Genomic DNA, 19,847 nt, shown 5'->3' with positions numbered 1-19,847 from the left:
GAAGTCCACCTATGGAGGGAAATATCTCACAAGTCCACCCATAGGTGGACTTTCTTTCGTACCTCCCTGATTGTACTGTTCTTATGAAGAACATTGAACTGAGGATCAGAATATTTATGATGGATATTGTCAATGCAGCTACCATATCAAGCTTACATAAAACAAGCCTACAGCCTGACTTGTGAAGTCGGGACTATAGGCTTTTTACTTATTTTAACATCCTTTTGTACTATTATAATAGTTTTTTATTCAAATTACTTCTGAGCCACAATCATGAATCGATGCTCCGTTCCCACAATAAGTCCGTTCACTTCAAGCTCATTTTGTAACTCACATAGTTGTTCAAAACAAGATTCCACTGAAAAGTGAGGAAATTCCCACTCAATAATTTTTGCAAAATAAACAAAAGCTTCCACACTTGCAAATGTAATCTTCGGAAAATACTCGTTAGAAACTAACACTTTAAACCCAGCTTTACGAAGTAAATCTAGGTTATTTTCTAGATGATGCTCTGAATAATTATGTTCAGAGTCACCTTCTTCACGGTTGATTCCAACTTTACGAGACAAATCCTTATTATTTAGCCCACCAACCTGTTGCGTGATGAAATACCCATTTGGACGTAAGAGACGATACAATTCTTTAGGATCAAACGCCTCATGACGATTGATGATCATATCAAAGCATTCATCCGCAAATCCTAAATCATGGTCATCCGTTATCGCTTGCACAGTAATTCCTAGTGGAACAAGTTTATTTTTACAAATTTCTATATTAGGCGGATAAGCCTCTGTCACACTAGTTAAATGATAAGGATGATCAAGTGTTAGCAAAAATTCACCACCACCAGTCCCCATATCCAATAGCTCATAATCTGACTTTAAATAGTGATTTACAATATCTCTGTAATCCCATGGTAAGGGTGCGCTTATCATTTGTCCTGCAATATATGAGAAATCCCAGCCACTGAAGGCTTGAGCCTCTGCTTGCTTCCATTTTAACTTTAATTGTTGTAATTTTACTTCATTCATTTTAAACTACTCCTTTTCTATATCTGCATCTTCAGGTACAAACCTACAGTAGTGCAGTAATAAGCTATTTAGCTCACAATAGAAATCGGTGCAGTTGAATCAATCTCATTTACTGATAACAAATATCTAACCTCTCGTGTGCAATCTGCTATCAGATTAAATCAACTGCACCGAGTAGTTAATTCGCATATTGTTCATGACGAACCACCTCCAAAGCTATATAATAGGTATGGTAGCAAACAAATTTTTAAAAATCAATGATTATGAACAAACAATCACAATTGCCTATTATTGTAATCATAAGCAGAAAATTTTACTTTCAATTTATTACTCCGATGCTCCATTTTTACCTAACTTAATCCGTTGTAGACGCAAGGCATTTAGCACAACAGAGACGGAGCTAAGTGCCATTGCTGCACCAGCCACCCATGGCGCTAGCAAGCCTAAGGCCGCTACAGGAATACCAATGCTGTTATAACCAAGCGCCCAAAAGAAGTTTTGATTAATATTTCTCATCGTTTTACGGCTCATATAAATCGCATCAGGAATGCTGTTTAGATCGCCCCGCATTAAGGTAACATCCGCTGTTTCCATCGCTACATCCGTACCTGTGCCTACGGCCATTCCAATATCTGCAATAGCAAGGGCAGGTGCATCGTTAATTCCATCCCCAACCATCGCTACCTTTTTGCCTTGTGCTTGTAGCTTTTTCACCTCTTCTGCTTTTCCTTCAGGTAAAACTTCTGCTAACACATGATCGATCCCCGCTTGCTTTGCAATTGCAGCAGCCGTGCGTCCGTTATCTCCTGTAATCATAACAACTTCGATTCCCATTTTCTTCAGCCGTTCAACCGCTTCCTTTGATGTTTCCTTAATCGTATCAGCAACAGCCACTATGCCTGCATACTTACCATCAATGGCAATTAGCATTGCAGTTTTTCCAGATTCCTCAAGCTGCTCCATCTGTGGCAAAGCATCTTCAAAGGAAATCTCATATTTTGTCATCAGCTTACGTGTGCCAGCAAGCACCCTTTTCCCATTTATAACCGCTGAAATGCCAAAACCCGGAATCGCTTCAAATTCATCCGTATTGCCTAATTCAATCCCTTTATTCATAATCCCAGCTACAATGGCTTCAGCTAATGGATGCTCTGAATTTTTTTCCGCCGCACCAACTAAGCTTAAAAATGACTGCTCATCGATATCTTGCACAATAATATCTGTTAATTCAGGTTTACCTTTGGTCACTGTACCTGTCTTATCAAGGACAACTGTATTTATTAAGTGTGTGGTTTCTAAATGCTCTCCGCCCTTAAACAAAATGCCAAACTCTGCCGCACGACCGGAACCTGCCATAATCGAGGTAGGAGTCGCTAAACCTAACGCACATGGACAAGCGATAACTAACACTGCGATCCCAATTTCAAGCGCATGTGCGAACTCACCCGGTGAAACAAGGAAATACCAAATTAGAAAAGCAACAGTAGCAATCCCAACAACGATTGGCACAAAAATACCAGAGATTACATCGGCAATACGCTGAATAGGTGCTTTGGAGCCTTGTGCTTCCTCCACCACCTTAATAATTTGCGCGAGTGCAGTATCTTTACCCACTTTAGTTGCCGCGATACGGATCACTCCATTTTTATTGAGCGTAGCTCCAATGACGGTATCCCCTGTTTGCTTTTCAACAGGTAAGCTTTCACCCGTCAGCATAGACTCATCTACAGAAGTGCGACCTTCAATAATTTCACCATCTACAGCAATTTTGTCACCTGGCTTTACTATAACAATGTCCCCAACCACAACTTCCTCAATCGGAACACTTTGCTCTACTCCATCCCTTACAACAAGCGCTGTTTTGGCTTGAAGTCCCATCAACGTCTTAATTGCCTCAGAGGTGCGTCCTTTGGCTAGCATTTCAAACAATTTACCTAGTAGTACTAATGTAATTAATACAGCACTCGTTTCATAATACATATCTGGACCATGATGTCCTGCGCCATTACTTGCCCATTCTACTGTTAAATACAGGCTATAAAAATAAGCAGCAGACGTTCCAAGTGCAATTAGTACATCCATATTTGCGCTTTTGTTCACTAATGCTTTATAAGCCCCTACATAAAAATGACCGCCAATATAAAATTGGACAGGGGTCGCAAGTGCTAATTGGAACCAAGGATTCATAAATAAATCAGGCAACCAAATCCACGACATAAATGAAAAATGAGATACCATTGACCATAATAATGGCAAAGCTAAAATAGCAGAAATGATAAACTTACGTTTTTGCTTTGTAATTTCCTTTTGTCTTCGTTGTCCAGCATCCATCACCTCTTGCTTAGGCTCCGCCTTATAACCAAGCTGTGTTACTTTGTTTTGAATATCTCGTACATCCACCATGGCAGGGTTATACTCAACATGGGCGGTCTCAAGTGCCAAATTCACATTTGCACCTGTGACACCTGACAGTTTGTTTAATCCCTTCTCGATTCTCGTTGCACATGCTGCACAAGTCATCCCTGTAATTTGCAACTCAACGGCTTCCTTCACTGTATCATACCCAAGCTGAACAACTTTCCCTTCCATCTCCGATACATTTGTTAGCTTAGGATCATAAGTAACAGTTGCTTTTTCAAGTGCTAAATTTACATTTGCATCTGTAACACCATCTATTTTTTTTAATCCCTTTTCAATTCGTGTTGCACATGCTGCACAGGTCATCCCCGAAATTTGGAGGGTGGTTTGCTCACAAGCTTCAGCTTTTGGTGTACTCATCGCTAGTCCCCTTTTCTAATATTAGTTCAAATACCCCTAGGGGGTATAATTTAGTGAATAATATAACAGTATTCCCCATTCCTTCTTCACTCATTATAATATACCCCCTAGGGGTATGTAAAGTATAAAATAAAACCCCCTTTATGAGGACTCCTACCAAGCCATAGGCTTAGAACCACGTCCATAAAGAGGGTGTTCTCTTATTTAAACTTAATTTTAAGTATTAACGCAATGTTTTTAAAGCGCCGCCCCATGCCAACACTTGATCTAACATCCCGTTTAAGTTTGTTAAGTGAAGATCAGCAGGCGTAAATTTACCATTGCTATCAAAATCAGTGAATAGAGATAATGCAGGGTGAACACGTACATCCGCAACAGACAATTCACCTAAAATGCCACGTAAATGTTCAGCCGCACGAGCGCCACCTACAGAACCATAACTTACAATCCCTGCAGATTTATTATTCCAAGCTTCACGCGCATAATCTAATGCATTTTTCAAAGAAGCGGAAATACTATGGTTATATTCTTGAACGATAAATACAAATCCGTCTAAACTATTCAGCTTTTCATTCCATTTTGTAGCTTGCTCGGTAGCATCTGCTTCACCTAGTAATGGCAATTTATAATCTGCAATATCTACGATTTCATAGTTAGCATCATTACGCTCATCCGCAATTTTTTTTACCCATTCCCCAACCTGTGGGCTTAATCTTCCTTCACGAGTGCTTCCTAAAATAATTCCGATATTTAATTTAGACATGGTATTTTCCTCCTCAAATGGTTGTGTTTCGTTTTCCATGAACTTATATTAACATACTTATTTTTATTAATCAAGTTACTTTTATAAAGTTATTTAATTTTATTTAGCTTTACTACTCCACTAGCTTTAAACCAATTGCAGCAGACAATATCATTGCAATACATACAATTCTTAATATATTTTTAGGCTCACCATAAAAGACCATCCCCAAAATTGTTCCTCCAGCCGCACCAATCCCTGTCCAAATCGCATACGCTGTCCCCATCGGCATTGTTTGCATAGCAAAGGATAAAAATAAAAAACTCAAGCTAAATGCACCTATTAAAAGGACAAACGACTTCCAGTTTTGATCCTTGTTCACCTTGTTCATACTTAAAACTCCAAGCATTTCAAATAAACCTGCGATGATAACATAAACAAAACTCACTTTGCATCAACCTCCTGTGTTGAAGGTTTGCTTACTAGCTTTAGACCAATGACTCCAACCAACAATACCGCGATAAGACCTAACTTTATCGGTTGAATGGGAGCATTAAACAATATAATATCCGCAATGACTGTGCCTGCTGTCCCTAAACCAACAAAAACAGCGTATACTGTCCCTACAGGTAATACCTTAGATGAAGCGATTAGTAAATAAAAACTAACTACAATTGCAATGGCTGTCCCGATCCACTCCACTACACTCGTAGCATGCTTTAAGCCGATCACCCAGCCTACCTCAAACAAAGCCGCTATCACAACAGATGCCCATGTTTTATTCAAATCTCTCTCTCCCTTTTTCTCTAATATTCATAACCTTAAGTAAGATACAACACGTTATTATCACTAAAAAAGATAAAAACCCGAAAGGCAAGCTGTGTCTTATCAGCTTATCCTCCCGGGCTTTTATCCCTCCGTGTCATAACCTATTAGTTATGTGCTACCTCTTGAACCAGACCAAGGAAAATCCTATTTTCATAAACATTCCCCTGCGGAACTCTAGGCAACATACTAAAACTTATTGCTCATTATACTGTTTTTTGTTACTAATTACTAGTAGATTACTAAAAATCATTTTACCAGCTTGCTTTTTTAACACCAGGAATTTGTCCTTGATGTGCCAATTCTCGAAATACGATACGGGATACTTTGAACTTGCTAATATATCCTCTTGGTCTACCACTTACAGCGCAACGGTTGTGCAAACGAGTTGGAGAAGAATCACGCGGAAGCTTCCGCAATGCATCATAATCTCCTTGCTCCTTGAGCTGTCTACGTTTTTCTGCATACTTTGTCACTAAGGCTTGACGCTTCAATTCCTTTACAACCTTTGATTTTTTTGCCATTGTTATTTCTCCCTTCACAGCGATTTTTAATGCGGTACTAGCAAATTACAGGACATATCGATCCGACGTAGCTATCCACTGACTTGATTAGTAAAAAACTCTTCGCTTAACCAAGGTAATGGATTATAAAATTGATTCCAATTTTGCTCCATCTCTTCATCCGTAAGTAAACAATCGTCGAGAGCCTTTACAATTTGATCTCTATCCATCTCAATCCCAATAATAACAACCTCTGTGAGGCGATCGCCCCATCTCTCATCCCAGCGGACTGCCAGCTCTGGTTCACTTGCTAACAAGACTTGTTGTTGCTCCTTCGGCATAGCTGCAACCCAATATCCAGCAGGTCCAAACTGAATCGAGGGCCCAGCTTGACTAAAGGTAGCCGCCATATCTCCACGCGCCGCAAGCCAGATTAACCCTTTCGCTCTTACAATTTGTGCAGGCAAATCATTTAAATACTGATACAACCTTGTAGGATGAAACGGTCTACGCTGACGATAAACAAATGAGCCAATCCCATATTCCTCTGTCTCAGGCGTATGCTCCTCCTTGCTTAATTCTGCAATCCACCCTGACGAGGTACTAGTTTTATCAAAATCGAATCTGCCTGTATTTAGAATTTCGTTAGGGTCAACCACACCATTTGTTGCTCGAATGAGCTTAGCAGTAGGCTGTAGCTTAGAAATAATCCCTTCTAATTTCAACAGCTCATTTTCCTCAACCAAGTCACATTTGTTTAAAATTAAAACATCACACGTTTCAATCTGATCAATGAGTAAATCCACAATATCTCGATGGTCACTTTCACTCACGGCCTCATTACGATCCAATAAACTGTCTCCCGAAGCAAAATCCTTCCAGAAACGATGTGCATCTACGACAGTAACCATCGTATCAAGCTGAGCTAGACTAGTTAAATCTATATCTAAATCAGGGTTAGCATACGTAAAAGTCTGCGCAACAGGTACAGGTTCACTAATCCCTGATGACTCGATTAAGATATAATCAAATCTGCCCTCAAGAGCAAGCTTCTGAACCTCTCGCAATAAATCATCCCGAAGTGTACAGCAGATGCAGCCGTTAGACATCTCCACTAGCTTTTCCTCTGTTCTTGATAATGTATTTCCTGATTTAACAAGGTTCGCATCCACATTAACCTCGCTCATATCATTCACAATGACAGCCACCTTCAAGCCCTCACGATTTTGTAAAATATGATTTAACAATGTTGTTTTTCCAGAACCTAAATAACCACTTAACACGGTAATCGGAATTTTTTTAACTGTCTGCTGCTCCATAGCTCAGCCATCTCCGTTTCTGAATAGGATTCCCTTAATAGTAATTATTACGATTTAATAATCATACATGTTGCTTTATACTGTGTCAACCTTCCCCTACTCTGTCCTACATTTAACAACAAAAAAACCTCCCAACGAGGGGACAATTCTGCCCCAAGATAAGAAGGTTAATTCAGATTTAATACATGTTAATTTAAAGGTTTAAGCTTCACGTCAACAATGAAGTTAAGGTTACTATCAAGACTATTAAGACTGCTCCACATGATTATAGATGGATGCCCAAGCTTTATCTAACGCCTTACCATATATATTTTTAGCATAAATCCCCCGAACGACAGCTAATACAATTACAACGGCAAATATACCACCGGCAATTATCATAGATAACGTAAAATGTTTAAACATAAAATCCATTAACTGTTTCCATATCCCTAGCTCTGGTGACATATATTCCACTCCAGCTATACCAAACACAATCAGAAGCAACGCGACACTGAGCGTCAACAATAATTGATTTACTCCTTTATACTTAACTAGAGCCTTTTCAAAATGGTTACTTCCTGCATAACGCTCTAACCCAATCATTTGCTTGTGTAAATCGTTTTCTTCAATAGGGACAGGTAATCTATGCTTATTTATAAATGCGTGAGTTTTCTGTAATTCCTCCAGCACAAACTGACTGCCTGCAATCGCAGAACCAACCTGATATAAACTATTCACAGCTACGCTTCCTTTCTATATTACAAAATATTATTTAAATAACAGCTCAGCAGCGTAATTTTCGCCTTCAAGAATATCATATTGTATCATTTTGTAATCCTGCAATAGTTCTTCTTGACCATCCGTAAGCTGGGTAATTTCCCCTCCATTGGAACTAATCATCACATTGTTGCTAAGACCACTTATTTCTGCTTTCACCTTTGCTAACAGCTTATAATAGGTCGGAAAAGGCTGCTGAGACAATTCAAACACAGTAGGCCCAAGAAAGGCAGGGCTGAGCGTACCGATCTCTTCTTCACCGATATCAAAATTAGCAATATACATTAAGGTCGTCTCGTGCTTCAATCTAACTTTATTTTCCCAACCCGCTTGTACATAGATATCATTAGATAAAGCAGGCAAATGGTCTCCCCAAAAAACAACCAGCGTTGGACGATCTATCTCCTGTAGCTCCTTAGCTAAAAAAGACATCGCCTCATCCGTCAATGCAGAACTATGCACATATGTCTCGATTTCATCCTTAAATTTTAAATCCATCCCATTTACAGTAATTGAGTTGTCCCCATTTAAGCCTTTTGTAAAAGGAAAATGGTTTTGCATCGTGACTAAGTGAATAAAGGTCGGTTTACTAGCAGAGTGAAGCTCCTGTAATACCTCCTTCATTGCTGCCATATCCGAAATATAACCATTAGGTGTAATTCGATCATTATTTTTCATTTCCGTCTCACTTATAAAGTCATCAAAACCTAACATTGGATACACCTTATTTCGCTGATAAAAGGTTTTGTCAAAGGGATGAATAGCTAATGCACCGTAGCCTCTCTCTTTTAAAATACTTACAATTGAAGGGAATGCGTTCATTTTAACTAAACGCTGCTGATACGGGATCGACCCACCATTTAGAAAATTCATCGTCAACCCTGTCAAAGCCTCGAACTCAACATTAGCTGTATTCCCTCCAAATTCAGGGGAGAGCAGGTAACCTGTTCGCTTATTTGGGTATGCTCCATGAATGAATTTTAGCGGATCTTCACTAAATTGTAGGTTCTCTAATCGGGTGGGATCAAAGAAAGCCTCATTCATAATGTAGACAATGTTAGCCTCCATAGGTAGAGAGTTAGAGCTAGTGCTTGATGACGCTGGTAAATCACTATATTTTTTCGCAATGGCTTCAATCATTTCCTTACTATATCCAGTTGGCTTCTCCATGAGATTGTGCTTGAGATTCCCTGTAAAGGCGAATAAAAAGCCATTTTGGCTATAATTCACCTTCTGATTCCAAAATATATTGTTATATTTGAGTGAGGCAATTGCTTCAGGACGTGTGCTTACGACCCAAATAAAGCTACCAATTAGCGATGTGGCTACCACAAGTATCACTGCACGTAGCCAAATACGAATGCGTATTGTCGGCAGTTTATAGATAACATAACCAATTACACCTAGCACAACGATTGTCACGCCAACAGCGATGGGTGAAATCATCCCTTGCGTAATGGTTGTCATTTCCTTCGCATTTTTAAGCTGCATAAAGTCCCATGGATACAAAGGTTCACCTGTCGTCGACTGCTTCTTATAATTTGCAAAGCCTATTATCAAAACGATAAAAGAGATCACTACTGTACTAATATAGATATTAGGTATAATCGCCGCAAAGGCTAGCAATAGGAAAAACAAGAATAAGCTCCCACAAATATATAACCCAATATGCTTATATACCCAACCCCATGTAGCTCCAAACTCCAACTTAAAAGAAAATAGCTGAATCAAAAAGTTTAGTATAAATCCACCACATAACATTAGTAGTAGAACTAATAATAGTGACTTTACTTGCGTATATTTAGAATTCACAATCATCGCTCCAATTTAATTCTTTACATAGTTTACCCTTTTTAGTAGATTCAAAGCAAATTGATTCTCCTTATGCAAGACTAGTATTGAAATCTTTCCTATGTGCAACAATGTTTTATCATGATCAGAATATTTGCTATGACTCACAACGTTTCTCTAGCCCCACAACGTTTCTCTAGACCCACATTAAATTCATTTGGTACGATAAACCATATCATTTGAACGTTAGGTATGGAGGAGAATGAAAGTGAACGAAGCGTATGAGAAGTTAAAAGAGGGAGAACGTGGAGCATGGGTCAGTATTTTTGCTTATATTGCGTTATCTGCCTTCAAATTAACGATCGGTATTTTATTTATGTCCAACGCCCTACAGGCAGACGGTTTAAATAATGCAACAGATATTATTGCCTCCATTGCTGTATTAATTGGCTTAAAAATTTCCAGAAAACCCCCTGATGCAGATCACGCTTATGGACATTTCCGCGCAGAAACTGTAGCCGCATTTATCGCTTCACTAATTATGGCAGTGGTAGGGATTGAGGTTTTATTAAATGCAGGCAAAATACTACTTTCAGGTAAACATGAAACCCCTGACGCATGGGTCGCATTGGTGGCCTTATTTTGTGCTGTAGTTATGGGGGGCGTGTATAAATATAATAAAAGACTTGCACTCAAAACAGGCAGTAAAGCACTTATGGCTGCAGCTAAAGATAATTTTTCAGACGCATTAGTGAGTATTGGAGCAGCAATCGGAATTTTAGGTTCACAGCTTGCTATGCCTTGGCTAGACATAGTAACCGCGTTTATCGTCGGTCTCATTATTTGCAAAACAGCTTGGGACATTTTACATGACTCCTTACACCAATTAACCGATGGTTTTGATAAAAAACAATTAGCGGATATTAAACAGACCATCTCACAAGTACAAGGCGTGTTGAAAATTAAAGAAATTAAAGGAAGAAGTAACGGAAGTCAGACTCATTTAGACATCACTATTTTTGTATCTGGGGAGCTAAACGTCATTGAAAGTCATGAAATTGCCGATATCATTGAAGATAAATTAAAAGAAAAACATGAAATCTTTTTTGTTCAGGTTCATGTTGAACCGATGATGTAATTTGCAAGCTAATTTTATAGGACTAATTGCCTTAATATTGTATAAATCATTTGCTATCTCCTATTGAATATCAAGGTATAATAGATAAAAGGCATGCAACCCATATCGATCCTTGATCAATGCCCACTCATTTATTCCACATATTTGAAAAAGATATCGATGTTCGCTGACAGCCTAGAGAAACTTGGGAGGAATTGCAATGGATGTAGTCACAGATGAATTAGTTATTGCTGCAATGGAAAGTAATTTAGCCTTAATTCGTTTTGACCTTGATCGCAAAATTGTTTATGTCAATGATATTTTTGCGCAAACTCTGGGTTATGAGAAAGAACAATTATATGCGCTCAAGCATAAGGACTTATGTTTTCCTAAATTTGTAAATAGTTCTGAATATGAAAAGTTTTGGGAGAGTTTATTATCGGGGCAAAGCTTTCAAGACAAAATTGAAAGAGTAAGTGCTACAGGGGAATCTATCTGGCTAGAAGCAACCTATATGCCTATATTTGATGCCTCACATGAGCACATTCTTGGTGTGTCAAAAATCGCAACAGATATTACAGCTCGTCAAAATAATATTACGAGTGTTGTTACCCAGCTACAGGAGATGGCAGATGATTTAAGTAAGCGCTCAGACACTGGTGTCAATCGCAATCGGGAGTTATTAGACAGCATTAACAAAATGTCTGAAGTATCTAGCACCAATATGGAGACGTTGAATACGCTTCAAGAGGAAGCTAAAATGATCCATAGTATTGTAGGTACAATCCGTGAAATTGCTTCACAAACTCATCTTTTAGCACTTAATGCTGCCATTGAAGCCGCACATGCTGGGGAGTATGGCAGAGGTTTTGATGTCGTAGCACAAGAGGTGAAAAAGCTCTCTGGTATGGTGCAAAACTCGATTACAGAGGTTAAAACAAGTACAGATGCTATCACACATGAAATTGAAAAAATTTCGCTTGGTATTTCGCAAATCGAAAAAGATATCGAACTTAGCCAGCAACAGGTACACGTAGCGATTGATGATTTCAGTCAAATTGCGTTAAATGCACAAAAGCTAGAGGAGCAAGCTCGCGCTGCAGGCTCCGCAGTATAAACGAAAGACCTATAACCTAACTCAAATAGGTTTATAGGTCTTTTATCCATTTTGGCATAACTTTATTAGGTTAAAGGATACTCCCGTGGCAATTTTGCTGGCTGAATAATGTAGTTGCGATCCAACTTTACCACATTTTTATTTGGTCTACGAATGACAACCTGCTCCTCATTCCAAGCTACCACAATCCCACGCACATCGTTGCTAGGTAATGAATCACGCATCACTCTTACCTTCTCCCCCGACAAACGGTATTCATTTAACTGTTCATCAGAAATCATGGCTTGTTCCTCCTTGTATTAAAAAAGAACCCCGCCATAAGCTCAAGCGGAGTTCTCTATGACATGTATTAACGTTGAGCATGTTCTTTACTATCGTTTTTCTCAAACCAAAAATCAAGCACCTTTGCAGACATCACACGCTCTTCTATATAACCGACCTGCTGAGAGCTAAATTGCTCTCTCCACGAAATAGATAAATCATCACACATTTGTGCAATCGTTAATAGCTGCGACCAAGCCACATAGCGCTTATACCAGAAAAACTGAGGATGCTCCAGCATATAGGGATAAAGATCATCAAATTCAGTATGTTTACAATCAAGCGCACGCTCAAAAGTTATTTTTGCATCAAGCAACTTCGATATGAAATATTCATGATTACCTACAACACTATTATTATCCATCAATATGCCTCCCTCCTAGTCATCCTAATTATAACGAAAAATAGATGGCCTGCAAAGAGTTAAATATTTGATTTTAATTTCACTTAACCAAAGGTTACTTTGCCACCCTCAAGTGAAGCAATCACCACCAAAGTCTCCAACCTGATTCCTTGCTCACGAAGCTGCCCTGCACCTGACTGGAACTGCTTTTCTACAACAATCCCTGCACCAACTAACTCTGCACCTGAACGTTCAATAATTTTAATGAGTCCTTGGGCTGCATCCCCATTTGCAATAATATCATCAATAAATAATACTTTATCATCTTCTGAAATATAGTCGCGTGAAATTAAAATATCTGTCACGATTCCCTTTGTAAAGGAAGGCACGCGTTCACACAGCATATTAGACTCCGCTAAAAGTGTTTTTTTGCGACGAGCAAATACAAGTGGTACACCTAATTCTAGTGCTGTGGCAAAAGCTACTGGAATACCCGATGATTCTACAGTCACAACTCTTGTGACACCTGCATCACGAAAACGGGACGCAAACTCCTTTCCCATCTCCATCGTAAGCTGAGGATCAACCTGATGATTTAATAGGGCATCTAATTTTAATACTTGATCTGAAACTACAATCCCATGCTCTAAAATTTTCTCTTTTAACTTGTCCATATTAGATCCTCCCTGATTTTATGAAATTGCACTTTTAGCAGCTAAGCTTTGTTTTCTCTTTTTCCAATATACAACACCAGCAACGATAAGCACTACCAAAAGAATAGATAAGAAATAAAATAAACGCCTGTGTCCATAAAAATACGGAACAATCTTATGCCAACGATGTCCAACGGCTCGTCCAATAAACATAAAAGTACCACACCACAAAATCGAGCCTAACGTGGCATAGGTTATGTATACACGCAAGCTAAGCTGATATACACCTGATAAATAAGAGGTCACCTGACGAATGCCTGGAATAAAGTAGCCAAATAACACACTCCAATTTCCATATTTAGCAAACCAAGTTTCTGTTTTTTCCAAGCGACTTGGCGTAATCCATATCCACTTACCATACTTATGTAACAGTGGTTTCCCAATAAGCCTACCTAACGTATAGCTTAGCATCATTCCACTTAAGCTGCCTAAAACAGTAACTAAGTAAGCAAGCCAAAAACTAAAATGTCCCTTTGCTGTAAATCCGCCAAATGCCATTACTAATGTTTCATCGGGAATGGGAACTCCCAAAAATCCTAACGAAAGCAAACCAAACATGGCGAAATAGCCGTATTGTGCGACATAGGACATAATTACACCCATTCATTTATTCCACCTTTCCGGAAAAGCTCTCAAGCTGAATTCAGCTATGCCAAAAGTTAATAAAGATAATAATGTGCATAGACTGACATCTAGTATGAATTATAAACGTTTTATTTCTTGTTAAGGTTACGAAATATATTTTTATTGGGACAAGTTTAAGTCATGTCCCATTCTCGTCCAACATACCCTGTACTATATATAGCACATCTTTAGGGAGGAAAACTATGAAAAATGCACAAAAAGTTGTCCAAATTGCATTTACTTATATTGGTACAGTTGTTGGCGCAGGTTTTGCAACGGGAAGAGAAGTATTGCAGTTTTTCACCCAATATGGAAAATGGGGTACGTTCACGATTTTGTTAGCTAGTATATTATTCATATGGCTTGGAACAAAAATGATGCTACTTGCTCAAAAAATAAAAGCAGTATCCTATGAGGATCTGAACCGCCAACTGTTTGGTGTACACATTGGCAGAATTCTAAGCTTCTTCACTCTCATCATCTTGATTGGTGTAAACAGCGTCATGTTAGCTGGTGCCGGCTCTGTTTTTTCTGAACATCTAGGCTTGTATTATCAGACAGGCTTATGGATCACCATTATTAGTACATTTTTTTTGCTACACCGTGGAATGAAAGGAATTATTCAATTAAATTCGGTTGTTGTCCCACTCATGTTAACTATTTCACTTGTTATTATAATCAACACTATTTATTCTCCCCAATCCGCTAACTTTATAACACTTGAAAGTGATTTTAGTCTGTTATCGATTTGGGCTGCACCTCTTCTATACACCTCATTTAACCTCTCTATGTCCCAAGCTGTACTCGTACCGATGGGAGGAATGATTGAGAATAGAAAGGTTATTATATGGGGTGGCATTTTAGGTGGGTTAGGCATCGGCTTTATGCTGCTTGCCGCACATTTTGCATTATCCTCTCAAATGCCAGGCATAATGCAATTTGAAATACCAATGGGCCATATTGCTCGTCAACTCGGCCATGCCATTCAGTTAATCTATGTGATCCTTATCTTTATGGAAATTTTCAGTACGTTTGTTGCAGATATTTACGGCGTAACCTTACAGCTTAAGCAATATATCCCTGTCTCCGCTAAAATTATTTCTATTTTTATTTTAATGATTTGCTATATCACAAGCCAATTTGGATTTAGCTCACTACTCTCTTTGTTATATCCTATTTTTGGGTTATTTAGCGCTTTATGGACCGTCTTACTAATCGCTTATAAGTCAAATAAAATTCCTGCAATTCCAAAATCAGTTTTATAAGGCCTGCTTCAAATACATTTCCTTTAACAAATGAACAACACGATTTAGTGAATATTGATTTCTTGCTTGGTCTGCACCATTTCGTGCTAATTCATATCGGTATGCTGGATCAATAATTAATGACTCTAATGCAGTCGATAAGGCTTCATAATCCTCAGCAGGGGTCAATAAACCATTTACACCATTACTAATTTGCTCTGCGATACCTCCCACTTGTGTACCAACTAAGGCTAGACAGCATAGGGCGGCTTCGGCAAACACTGAACCAAAGGCTTCGGCACGTGATGGCAACACAAAAATATCAAAAAAAGGAACAAACTCTTCAGGATGCAGTGTGTATCCGTAAAAAATAGTCTCATCATAAATACCTAATTGCTGAGCCATTTCTTCTAAATCTTTGCGAATCGGTCCATCACCAATAATATGAAGCACATAAGGCAATCCCTTTTTCTTTAACACCGCACAAGCTTTAAGCAGTGTGTCTAAGCCTTTAGCTGGTACAAGTCTACATACTGTTACAAGCTGAGCGACCTCATTTTCATGTGGGATGGGCTTAAATCTTTTTTCATCAAAGCCATTAGGAATAACACCAATCTGATCTCCATTTTCAACATATGGAGTTAAATATTGCTTAAACGAATGCGAAGCTGTATAAATCGCATCACAGCGATGCTCTAGCTCTTTATAGATCAAAGTTAGGAATTGATGCTCCAGTCCATTTTCCTTAATGTTACCGTTTAAAATAAGTTCCTGCTCATAACTAGAATGTATGCTAATGATGACAGGTGTATCTGGATATATTTCTTTCATTACAAGACCAACAATCGGATGATGTGCATGAATAATATCATAAGTATGGTGTAATCTCAGCTTCGTCCACCAATAATAATCTCTATAGGTCTGAATATACTTTTTTACAATTGGACAATCATAGTCATGCCAATCAAACGTCTCAAATTTCACATCATGATTGCCTTTGTTGCGTATTCGCTTAGGAAGAGAAAATAGCTCCATTTCCCAATGTGGTGGACCAAAACGATCCTGTAAATAAGGGATCATAGATGATACCCCTCCCGGCTGCTCTGGAGGGAAAAATAACGCCTGTAACAATTTCATAAGCGTTCTCCTTTAACTTCTTACGTGAATGACTTTCTATTTTCATTATGCCATACCTGACTGACAACATCCATGTTCTCTAAGTGCTACTCAAAAAGCTAATTTTTAAATCGAAAAAAATATGATACACTGCTAAAGGAAAATTATGATGAGAGGAGCAATTCGTGGTATGTTGCCAACAGCATTTATAGCACAAATGAGACAGATGCTTGGGGATCAGCAACTCGCACAATTTTTAAAGTGCTATGATGAGCCAAGAACATATGGACTGCGGTTTAACCGCTTAAAAATGAAGAGCCAACTTGTAGAACATTCCTTCCTCCAGCAAGCTTGGAATTTGGAGCAGATTCCATGGTGTGAGGATGGTTATTATTATGACCACAACCAACGACCAGGTAAGCACCCCTATCATGCCGCTGGACTATATTATATTCAAGAGCCTTCAGCAATGACAGCCGCTGAGTTACTTGACCCTCAACCAGGAGAAACGATTCTAGATCTAGCAGCTGCACCGGGCGGTAAATCCACACAAATCGCAGCAAAAATGCAAGGAAGTGGAGTTTTAATTAGTAATGAAATCCACCCTTCAAGAGCAAAAATATTATCGGAAAATATAGAGCGTATGGGAATTGTAAATACAATTGTAACCTGTGCTGCCCCAAGTGAGCTTGCAACACGCTTTCCAGCAACGTTTGATCGGATTATGCTTGATGCACCCTGCTCTGGTGAAGGTATGTTCCGTAAGGATGAAGGGGCGATTAAGGAATGGAGTCCTGAGTCTGTTCAGCAATGTGCAGCAAGGCAATGGGGGATCATCCAAGATGCTATCTCAATGCTTAAACGAGGTGGTATGTTGGCTTATTCAACATGTACTTTTAATAGGCAAGAAAATGAAGAGATGATTCGGCAAATTTTAGATCATTATCCTAATATGATGCTAATTAAAGAGCATAGGGTCTGGCCTCATTTAGAGCAAGGAGAGGGCCACTATGTCGCATTGCTGCAAAATGGACAACTTGAAGAGGATGAAGCAACGGCCCAACTGAATACAAGTAACGGAAGCATTCTTGCAAATGATAAGAACAAAACTAAGGAAAAACACAATAAAGAGCTCTCCACAGCATGGGACGCTTATACAGCTTGGGCCAAGGAAGTAATTCCTCACTTCCATTTACCACAAGGTAGACCTATTCTTTTTGGAGAAAATCTATATTTTTTACCCACGACAAATGACCTCAATTTAACAAGCAAACAATTAAACAAGCTTAAACTGCCGAGAGCTGGCCTACAGCTTGGTGAATTTCGAAAAAACCGTTTCATCCCTGCTCACGCCTTAGCAATGGCAGTGAAGGTTAATGAGGCACACCATACTCATAGTCTTGTGCTTGATACGAGCCAAGTCACCTCATATCTTCACGGCGAAACCATTGCCGTTGATGACAAGCTTACTGGCTGGTGTATTGTTGCAATTGCATTCTCTGAGCATGATGCCTTTCCTCTTGGCTGGGGAAAAGCTAGTCAAGGACAGCTTAAAAATCATTTACCCAAAGGATTACGGCAACAGCACGCCTAACTACCCCAAGCATGCTTTCAGTAGCTTTTCCCATTATGTTCGCCTATTTTGATCGCGCTTGGGGTATTTGACCATACAAAATAATCTCTCTCACATACAATAGGGTATCCCGATAAGTCAGCGGGAACAACATCTTCGAATCATAAGGGAGGATTTAACCATGGGTGAAATTTTTGGCGGCGGCTTCACTTCCACTGGCGTGATTTTAGTGTTGTTCATTTTACTCGTTATCGTTTCTCGTGCATTTGTATAATTTGCGGTGTAGCTTATAAACAAAAAGAGCAATGTAGCTTTATGCTACGTGCTCTTTTTTTCTAGCATCAAATTAATTCAGGCAGTATTTTTCTAGCGCTAATTTAACGCCCTCATCATTATTCGTAGCCGTAATCACTTTTGCAGCCGCCTTCACCTCAACGGGAGCATTATCTACAGCTACACCTAAACCTGCAAAGGAAAGCATCGCGATATCATTATAGTAATTCCCGATCGCCATAACCTGCTCTGCTGGAATCCCTCTAGAATCTGCTAAAGCTTTAAGTGCATTTCCTTTGGATGCATTTCTGTCCATCATATCCACAAAAAATCGACCACTACGCAAAATATTAAAGTCGTCTGACCATGTTGGCCAGTCTTTACTTAGCTGATCCATTTGCTCAATCGTGCCGGCAGTCATCATCTTTACGATCGGTTCTTGAATATCGTTAAACGAAGGAAGCTGCTTAGGCTGCATTAAAAATTTTGCATACATTTCTTTTTTAAAATCTTCTAATTCAGCTAATTGTTCTACATATACTTCATTAGTTGTACTAATATCATAATGAATACCGTTATCATGACAATACGCAATATATTTTGCAAATTGTGTTGTCTTCATTGGAAATTCGTGAACAATAGCACCAGACTTCACATCAATTGTTGCTGCACCATTATGTGTAATGGCGTATCCCTCTAGTCCTATTTCTTCCATTAGAGGTATCGCCATTTTAGGTGCTCTACCTGTACATAACACGATTTCCACACCTTGATTGGACAACTGCTGAATCACCTCAATCGTTCCTTTGGTCAATTCATGATCATCCGTAATTAATGTACCATCCACATCAATAGCTATAAGTTTATAGTTCATCTCTATTTATACCTCCTATCCAAGTCCAACCACTTTATTGATTTGATGCCCGTAATTGCTGAAGCTCGACTTCTGTTAATTCTCTATATTTCCCTTTGGCCAATGTCTCATCTAGCTTCAAGCTCCCCATAGCAACTCGCTTTAAATATACAACCTCACATCCGATTGCTTGAAACATTCGTTTTACTTGATGAAATTTCCCCTCAGAGATCGTTAAGGAAATAAGACTAGGCTGGTTCTCATCTCCCTGCTCTACAATCGTTAAAGCCGCAGGCATCGTAACGTATCCATCATCTAGGGTCACACCAAGCTTAAATAATTCAATATGCTCAGGATGCAAAGCACCTAGAACCTTTGCCTCATATATTTTAGGCACATGCTTACGTGGAGATAACAAATCATGTGCAAGTTGTCCATCATTGGTTAACAATAATAAGCCCTCTGTATCCTTATCTAAGCGTCCTACTGGGAACGGAGAAAACACTTGATCCTGTGGAGATATTAAGTCTAAAACGGTCTTATCAAACTTATCCTCCGTCGCTGAAATTACACCTGCTGGCTTGTGCAGCATTAAATATATAAACTCACGATATACAATATCGCTACCATCCACTTGAATCTGATCAAATTCCGGATCGCATTGCGTCCCGCTATCCTTAACAACTTTGCCATTAAGCGTAATTCGACCTTGCTTCGCCATTTTTTTAATTTCCGATCTTGAGCCGATGCCAAGGTTGCCTAATACTTTATCAATCCGAGCCTGCTTTTTACGCTGACCCTCCAT

21 protein-coding genes and 1 riboswitch are annotated in these 19,847 nt (G+C 39.0%); of the genes, 5 read left to right on the top strand and 16 right to left on the bottom strand.

Features of this window, described 5'->3' with window-relative positions; genetic code table 11:
• Nucleotides 1-254: 254 nt before the first annotated feature.
• The 9 genes from ABE099_RS04690 to ABE099_RS04650 form a co-directional block, all read right to left on the bottom strand.
• Nucleotides 255-1,031, bottom strand: a complete 777-nt coding sequence (locus ABE099_RS04690) for a class I SAM-dependent methyltransferase (RefSeq protein ID WP_430027821.1) — start codon at nucleotides 1,029-1,031, stop codon at nucleotides 255-257.
• Nucleotides 1,032-1,358: 327 nt separating this feature from the next.
• On the bottom strand, nucleotides 1,359-3,809 hold the full coding sequence (locus tag ABE099_RS04685; RefSeq protein WP_430027819.1) for a heavy metal translocating P-type ATPase: 2,451 nt from the start codon (nucleotides 3,807-3,809) through the stop codon (nucleotides 1,359-1,361).
• Nucleotides 3,810-4,032: 223 nt separating this feature from the next.
• A complete protein-coding gene (locus ABE099_RS04680; RefSeq protein ID WP_430027817.1) occupies nucleotides 4,033-4,572 on the bottom strand; it encodes an NADPH-dependent FMN reductase in 540 nt (179 codons plus the stop codon).
• Between the two features lie 112 nt (nucleotides 4,573-4,684).
• Nucleotides 4,685-4,999 (bottom strand): DMT family transporter, encoded by a 315-nt coding sequence (locus ABE099_RS04675; RefSeq protein ID WP_430027815.1) that lies wholly within the window; start codon nucleotides 4,997-4,999, stop codon nucleotides 4,685-4,687.
• The gene (locus ABE099_RS04670) at nucleotides 4,996-5,337 is read right to left on the bottom strand and encodes a DMT family transporter (RefSeq protein ID WP_430027813.1); all 342 of its coding nucleotides are present in this window, start codon (nucleotides 5,335-5,337) and stop codon (nucleotides 4,996-4,998) included. The genes ABE099_RS04675 and ABE099_RS04670 overlap by 4 nt, the downstream gene beginning before the upstream one ends.
• Before the next feature lie 110 nt (nucleotides 5,338-5,447).
• Nucleotides 5,448-5,568, bottom strand: a riboswitch (guanidine-I (ykkC/yxkD leader).
• Between the two features lie 62 nt (nucleotides 5,569-5,630).
• The gene (gene rpsN / locus ABE099_RS04665) at nucleotides 5,631-5,900 is read right to left on the bottom strand and encodes a 30S ribosomal protein S14 (RefSeq protein WP_430027811.1); all 270 of its coding nucleotides are present in this window, start codon (nucleotides 5,898-5,900) and stop codon (nucleotides 5,631-5,633) included.
• 71 nt (nucleotides 5,901-5,971) lie between these two features.
• Nucleotides 5,972-7,198, bottom strand: a complete 1,227-nt coding sequence (locus ABE099_RS04660) for a GTP-binding protein (protein ID WP_430027809.1) — start codon at nucleotides 7,196-7,198, stop codon at nucleotides 5,972-5,974.
• Nucleotides 7,199-7,444: 246 nt separating this feature from the next.
• The gene (locus tag ABE099_RS04655) at nucleotides 7,445-7,918 is read right to left on the bottom strand and encodes a DUF6097 family protein (protein WP_430027807.1); all 474 of its coding nucleotides are present in this window, start codon (nucleotides 7,916-7,918) and stop codon (nucleotides 7,445-7,447) included.
• A gap of 30 nt (nucleotides 7,919-7,948) precedes the next feature.
• Nucleotides 7,949-9,769, bottom strand: coding sequence for an LTA synthase family protein (locus tag ABE099_RS04650; protein WP_430027805.1), 1,821 nt, complete (start codon nucleotides 9,767-9,769; stop codon nucleotides 7,949-7,951).
• Between the two features lie 247 nt (nucleotides 9,770-10,016).
• On the opposite strand from ABE099_RS04650, the gene ABE099_RS04645 reads away from it, so the two are divergent.
• Both ABE099_RS04645 and ABE099_RS04640 read left to right on the top strand, forming a co-directional pair.
• Nucleotides 10,017-10,886: a cation diffusion facilitator family transporter gene (locus tag ABE099_RS04645; protein WP_430027803.1), complete on the top strand. Its 870-nt coding sequence runs from the start codon at nucleotides 10,017-10,019 to the stop codon at nucleotides 10,884-10,886.
• Nucleotides 10,887-11,085: 199 nt separating this feature from the next.
• Nucleotides 11,086-11,982, top strand: a complete 897-nt coding sequence (locus ABE099_RS04640) for a methyl-accepting chemotaxis protein (RefSeq protein ID WP_430027801.1) — start codon at nucleotides 11,086-11,088, stop codon at nucleotides 11,980-11,982.
• Nucleotides 11,983-12,047: 65 nt separating this feature from the next.
• Here ABE099_RS04640 and ABE099_RS04635 read toward each other — a convergent pair whose 3' ends face one another.
• From ABE099_RS04635 to ABE099_RS04620, 4 genes are all read right to left on the bottom strand, one after another.
• Nucleotides 12,048-12,263 carry a hypothetical protein gene (locus ABE099_RS04635; protein ID WP_430027799.1) on the bottom strand — a complete coding sequence of 72 codons (216 nt, stop codon included), beginning with the start codon at nucleotides 12,261-12,263 and terminating at the stop codon, nucleotides 12,048-12,050.
• A gap of 68 nt (nucleotides 12,264-12,331) precedes the next feature.
• Nucleotides 12,332-12,667, bottom strand: coding sequence for a hypothetical protein (locus ABE099_RS04630; RefSeq protein ID WP_430027797.1), 336 nt, complete (start codon nucleotides 12,665-12,667; stop codon nucleotides 12,332-12,334).
• Between the two features lie 83 nt (nucleotides 12,668-12,750).
• Nucleotides 12,751-13,320: a xanthine phosphoribosyltransferase gene (locus ABE099_RS04625; RefSeq protein WP_430027795.1), complete on the bottom strand. Its 570-nt coding sequence runs from the start codon at nucleotides 13,318-13,320 to the stop codon at nucleotides 12,751-12,753.
• Nucleotides 13,321-13,338: 18 nt separating this feature from the next.
• Complete coding sequence (locus tag ABE099_RS04620) at nucleotides 13,339-13,962, bottom strand: DedA family protein (protein ID WP_430027793.1); 624 nt, start codon at nucleotides 13,960-13,962, stop codon at nucleotides 13,339-13,341.
• A gap of 224 nt (nucleotides 13,963-14,186) precedes the next feature.
• Here ABE099_RS04620 and ABE099_RS04615 point away from each other — a divergent pair, with 224 nt between their 5' ends.
• On the top strand, nucleotides 14,187-15,248 hold the full coding sequence (locus ABE099_RS04615; protein WP_430027791.1) for a YkvI family membrane protein: 1,062 nt from the start codon (nucleotides 14,187-14,189) through the stop codon (nucleotides 15,246-15,248).
• On the opposite strand, the gene ABE099_RS04610 is transcribed toward ABE099_RS04615, so the two are convergent.
• Nucleotides 15,243-16,364, bottom strand: a complete 1,122-nt coding sequence (locus ABE099_RS04610; RefSeq protein WP_430027789.1) for a glycosyltransferase family 4 protein — start codon at nucleotides 16,362-16,364, stop codon at nucleotides 15,243-15,245. The two genes, ABE099_RS04615 and ABE099_RS04610, sit on opposite strands and share 6 nt — an antisense overlap.
• A 148-nt stretch (nucleotides 16,365-16,512) precedes the next feature.
• On the opposite strand from ABE099_RS04610, the gene ABE099_RS04605 reads away from it, so the two are divergent.
• Both ABE099_RS04605 and ABE099_RS04600 read left to right on the top strand, forming a co-directional pair.
• Entirely contained in the window at nucleotides 16,513-17,937 is a 1,425-nt protein-coding gene (locus tag ABE099_RS04605; protein WP_430027787.1) for an RsmB/NOP family class I SAM-dependent RNA methyltransferase, read from the top strand.
• Between the two features lie 160 nt (nucleotides 17,938-18,097).
• Nucleotides 18,098-18,190, top strand: a complete 93-nt coding sequence (locus ABE099_RS04600; protein WP_210089512.1) for a YjcZ family sporulation protein — start codon at nucleotides 18,098-18,100, stop codon at nucleotides 18,188-18,190.
• 72 nt (nucleotides 18,191-18,262) lie between these two features.
• On the opposite strand, the gene ABE099_RS04595 is transcribed toward ABE099_RS04600, so the two are convergent.
• Nucleotides 18,263-19,063: a Cof-type HAD-IIB family hydrolase gene (locus tag ABE099_RS04595; protein ID WP_430027785.1), complete on the bottom strand. Its 801-nt coding sequence runs from the start codon at nucleotides 19,061-19,063 to the stop codon at nucleotides 18,263-18,265.
• 34 nt (nucleotides 19,064-19,097) lie between these two features.
• Nucleotides 19,098-19,847, bottom strand: coding sequence for a pseudouridine synthase (locus ABE099_RS04590; RefSeq protein ID WP_430027783.1), 750 nt, complete (start codon nucleotides 19,845-19,847; stop codon nucleotides 19,098-19,100).

Source organism: Paenibacillus turicensis (assembly GCF_050461185.1).
Classification (GTDB): domain Bacteria; phylum Bacillota; class Bacilli; order Paenibacillales; family Paenibacillaceae; genus Fontibacillus; species Fontibacillus turicensis_A.
This window is presented reverse-complemented; position numbering and strand designations above follow the sequence as displayed.